Raw genomic sequence first — 4,247 nt, forward strand, 5'->3', positions numbered from 1 at the left:
CGGGGGTGCCGACCCCGCCGTCGCCCGCTCCGAGGACGTGCCACCGCTCCCGCGTGGGGGACAACACCGGCTTCAACCGGCTGTGGGCCGGGGAGACGGCCAGCCAGTTCGGCTTCCAGGTGGCGGGTCTCGCGACGAGTGCCGTCGCCATCACCCTGCTGAATGCGACCAACCAGCAGATCGGTGTGCTCGGTGCGCTCCAGACCGTCGCGTTCCTCCTGATCGGTCTGCCCGCCGGCGCCTGGGTCGACCGGTGGCGCAAGCGTCGCACGATGGTCGCCGCCGACCTCGTGCGGGTCCTCGCCCTGGTGAGCATCCCCCTGGCCTGGTGGTGGGGGGCGCTCACCATCTGGCACCTCATGGTCGTCGCAGCGGTGATGGGCTTCGCGACCGTGTTCTTCGACGTCTCCTACCAGTCCCTGGTGCCGGCCCTCGTCGCCCCCTCCCAGATCGGTGAGGCCAACGGGCGACTCGAGGCGAGCTTCCAGGTGGCGCGGGTGGCGGGCCCGGGCCTGGCGGGATGGCTCCTCGGCGTGGTGGTCGCACCCGTCGCCTACCTGTTGACGGCGCTCACCTACTCCGTGTCCGCCCTGGCCATCTGCCGCATCCCCGGGCGCGAGGCGAGACCCGAGCCGCCCGAGGACCCCAAGCTGTGGCACCAGGTCCGTCAGGGCGTGGACTACGTCCGCTCGGAGCGCCTGCTCGGCCCGCTCTTCCTGTGCATCTCCGGCGCCGCGCTGACCGGCCAGGCGGTGCAGGTGCTCCTCCCGGTCCTCGCGCTGCGTGAGCTGGGCATGTCCGCCACGACGCTGGGCACGCTGCTCTCCGTGGGGGCCGTGGGTGGTGTGGCCGGGGCCCTGGCGCGCCGCAGCATCGTCCGGAACCTGGGTGTGGGCCGCACGATCGTCGTGTGCAACGTGGTCGGTGTCGCCGCCAACTTCGGCCTGCCGGCGTCCGTCCTGGTCCCGGGCCACGCCGCCTGGGTGCTCGTGGCGACGAACCTGGTGAGCTCCTTCTTCCTCACGGTCTACAACGTCACGCAGATGAGCCTGCGCCAGCAGATCTGCCCTCCCGAGCTCCTGGGGCGCCTCAACGCGACCTTCCGCTTCGCGGTGTGGGGGGTCATGCCCCTGGGGGCACTGCTGGCGGGTCTGGCGGCCGCCTGGATCGGGGTCGTCCCGGCGATGCTCGTGTTCGTCGTGGGCACGGTGCTGGCGGGGCTCGCGATGGGACTCACCCCCGTGGCCCACGAGCGCAGCGTCCCGGTGCGTCTCAGGGCGTGAACCCGTGGAGGGCCATGAGGTCCCCGTCGCGACGCAGCCTCGTGAGCACCTCGTCGGGAGCGAGTTGCCGGAGGGTGTCGTCGACCTCCTCCCAGGTCCGCGGGGCGGCCACCGTGGGCCGCGGCCCGCGGGCGCGCAGCGTGTAGGGCGTGGCCGTGGACCTCGCCGGGTGGTTCTGGCTCCAGTCCAGGAAGACCCGTCCCACCCGGTGCTCGGCGCCGCTGCGCGCCACGAGGAGGTCGGGGTGCTCCTCCGCCAGGGCGTGGGCGAGCCTCCCCACGAAGGCGTGGACCGCCCGTGAGGTACGTGCCCCGGCCAGCGCGGACGACTCGCCGGGGACCAGGGCGTACAGGTGCAGCCCGTTGCCACCGCTGGTGACGGGCCACGCCTCGAGGCCCTCGTCGGCGAGGCGCTCGCGGACCAGGTGTGCGACCTCCGCGCAGCCCGCCAGCCCCACCCCCTCCCCGGGGTCGAGGTCGATGACCAGACGGTCGGGTCTGCGGACGCCGCCGCGGGGGCCGACACGCCACTGGGGCGTGTGGAACTCCAGTGCGGCCTGGTCCGCCATCCACCGCAGCCCCGCCAGGTCGTCGACCAGCGGGTAGGTCACCTGCTTGGGCGCACGTCCCCGTGTGGTGCCCCCGGGGCTGGTGGACAGCGTCTTCCGCCTCAGCCACCGGGGCGCGTTCCGGGGGGTGTTCTTCTCGAAGAAGCGCTCACCGGTCACCCCCTCGGGGAAGCGCACGCGGGTGACGGGCCTGTCCGCCAACTGTGGCAGGAGGGCCGGGGAGACGGCCTCGAGGTAGGCGGCGAGGTCGGCCTTCGTGAAGCCCGCCTCGGGGAACATCTCCTTCTCCGGGGAGTGCAGGCGCACCTCCTGCGGGGTCCTCTTCCCAGTGGTGTCCGTCATCACACCAGAGTATTCCGGTGTGGCGCCCCACGCCGGGCGGAGGTGGCCCGGCCGGAGCGCGGGGCCCGTCGCTGGCGCCGCGTCAGCCGCGGCCCGCCTGCTCCGTCGTCCCCCCGAGATGGGCCCGGAGCGCGTCACGGACGAACTCGGCACCGGCGCGTCCTCCCCAGTTGCGGGCGAAGCGCTCGTCGGCCACGTACATCTCGGCCAGGCCCAGCACGTATCCGCGCAGGTCTCCCCCGCGGGCGGAGGCCGGCGTGCCCGGCACCGAGGACAACCACGCGACGTGGCGTGCGGCGAGGTCCTGGGCCCCCGCCGAGGTGGGAGTCGTCGCGGGGTCGGCGGCGGCCCTGCGCCAGTCGGCGTTCAGTTCCTCGACCTCGGCCTTCCACGCGGTGCGGGACTGCTCGTCCATGTCGGTCCACCATTCGTCCGAACGCTCCCAGGACCCGTCGCCCCAGCGGGTGCGGACCTCCTCCTCGTACCGCGAGTGGTCGAACCCGTCGAACATCGTCTCGGCCATGATGTGTTCCCCTTCCTCCAGTGCCCTGATCGTGTGCTCCACCGCGGCGACCTGCCGGGAGAGCCTCGCCTGCTCACTGCGCAGCAGGTCGAGATGGGTGGCGAGGGCGCGGACCTCGTCGGTCCGGTGTTCCAGGACCGCGCGGATCTCGGCGAGACCCAACCCCAGACCACGCAGCAGCAGGATCCGCTGGAGGCGGAGCAGGGCGGCGTCGTCGTAGTACCGCATCCCGGTGGCACCGGTGCGGGTGGGGGCGAGCATTCCGAGCGCGTCGTAGTGGCGCAGGGTACGGCTGGTCGTGCCCGTGATCCGCGCGATGTCCTGTATCGACCGTTCCATGTCCGCGACGCTACCGGTTGACGTCGCGTCAACGTCAAGCGGCAGTCCCGGCGGGATCACGCGCGGTCGCGGGACTCCCGGACCTCGTAGACCAGTCGGGCGAACTGTCCGACGGCCCGGGCCGAGACCAACCGCAGCCGCTCGGGCCCGACGCGACGCGGGAGGAGCGGGGCGCCACCCGGCAGGGCGGCCGGTGCCAGGGAGAGGGCGATGACGTCCAGCACCCCCGCGTCCAGGAACTGGCCCGCCAGGTCCCCACCCCCCACCACCCAGATGTCCCCCGTCCCGGCCGCCTCCCGGATCCGGGGAAGCACGTCGGCCACGGCCCCGGACACGAGTCGCACGTCGGCACCCTCCGGGACGGGGAGGTCACGTGTGGTGAACACGAAGGTGGGGCGGGGACCGAAGGTCGCGCCCCAGCGTTCGGGATGGGCGAGCATGTCCTCCTGGTCGAGCATCCACTGGTAGGTCGTGGAGCCCTCGACCAGCACGGTCGCATGTCCGGGGAGCAGGTCCGGATCCGGCTCGGTGCCTCCCTCGACCTCGAAGAGCCAGGACAGGGAGTTGTCCTCGTCGGCGATCCACCCGTTGAGGGTGGCGGCGGTGTCGAAGATGATGCGGCCCATGGACTGACCCTAGCGGTCGGGGCACGGCTACCCTGAGGAATCGGACAGTGCGGAGGAGGACGGGCAGGTCATGGACCAGGACCGGGGGACCACAGCCGACCGAGGAGCCGGGACGGCGGGCCGGGCAGCCGACCCGACGACGACCTCGGACCACGGCACGGCTCCCGACCACGGGAGGACACCCGGCCGGGGAACCGCTCCCTCCTCGGGCATCGGGGACCCCTCGACCCTCGGCGTCGAGGACGTCCTCCGGCTCCTCGGCACCTCCCACAGTGGACTGACCCCTGAGGACGCCGCCGCGCGGCTGGCGACCGCCGGCCCGAACGCCATCACGACACACGGGAGGACACCCGCCCTCGTCAAGTGGCTGGCCCAGTTCAAGGACTGGCTCGTGCTCCTCCTCCTGGCCTGCGCGCTGGTCGTGGGATGGCTCGGGGACCTCTCCACGGCCGCCGTCCTGCTGGTGCTCGTCCTCATCAACACGACCATCGGTTTCGTCCAGGAGTACCGGGCCGAGAGGACCATGGAGGCCCTCAGCGCCCTGGTCCACCCCACCGCGCAGGTGG

The 4,247-nt window shown here is 72.7% G+C and carries 5 protein-coding genes; 2 read left to right on the forward strand and 3 right to left on the reverse strand.

Annotation, left to right across the window (positions count from 1 at the left end; all coding sequences use genetic code 11):
- Positions 1–5: 5 nt before the first annotated feature.
- Entirely contained in the window at positions 6–1,283 is a 1,278-nt protein-coding gene (locus TA90_RS11505; RefSeq protein WP_231550734.1) for an MFS transporter, read from the forward strand.
- On the opposite strand, the gene ligD is transcribed toward TA90_RS11505, so the two are convergent.
- From ligD to TA90_RS11520, 3 genes are all read right to left on the reverse strand, one after another.
- The gene (gene ligD, locus TA90_RS11510; protein ID WP_043536622.1) at positions 1,273–2,193 is read right to left on the reverse strand and encodes a non-homologous end-joining DNA ligase; all 921 of its coding nucleotides are present in this window, start codon (positions 2,191–2,193) and stop codon (positions 1,273–1,275) included. The genes TA90_RS11505 and ligD overlap by 11 nt on opposite strands.
- Positions 2,194–2,275: 82 nt before the next feature.
- Positions 2,276–3,055: a MerR family transcriptional regulator gene (locus TA90_RS11515; protein WP_043536623.1), complete on the reverse strand. Its 780-nt coding sequence runs from the start codon at positions 3,053–3,055 to the stop codon at positions 2,276–2,278.
- A gap of 56 nt (positions 3,056–3,111) precedes the next feature.
- A complete protein-coding gene (locus tag TA90_RS11520) occupies positions 3,112–3,681 on the reverse strand; it encodes a dihydrofolate reductase family protein (protein ID WP_043536625.1) in 570 nt (189 codons plus the stop codon).
- Between the two features lie 70 nt (positions 3,682–3,751).
- Between TA90_RS11520 and TA90_RS11525 the strand changes: the two genes are divergently transcribed.
- On the forward strand, positions 3,752–4,247 hold a 496-nt coding region (locus tag TA90_RS11525; RefSeq protein ID WP_043536627.1), incomplete at its 3' end, for a cation-transporting P-type ATPase.

Origin of the sequence: Actinomyces polynesiensis, assembly GCF_000820725.1 — a bacterium.
Classification (GTDB): Bacteria; Actinomycetota; Actinomycetes; order Actinomycetales; family Actinomycetaceae; genus Pauljensenia; species Pauljensenia polynesiensis.

Excerpts from the sequence above, each read along its gene's own strand:
- ligD (WP_043536622.1), bottom strand. The coding sequence starts at position 2,193 with ATGACGGACACCACTGGGAAGAGGACCCCGCAGGAGGTGCGCCTGCAC.
- TA90_RS11515 (WP_043536623.1), bottom strand. The coding sequence starts at position 3,055 with ATGGAACGGTCGATACAGGACATCGCGCGGATCACGGGCACGACCAGC.
- TA90_RS11520 (WP_043536625.1), bottom strand. The coding sequence starts at position 3,681 with ATGGGCCGCATCATCTTCGACACCGCCGCCACCCTCAACGGGTGGATC.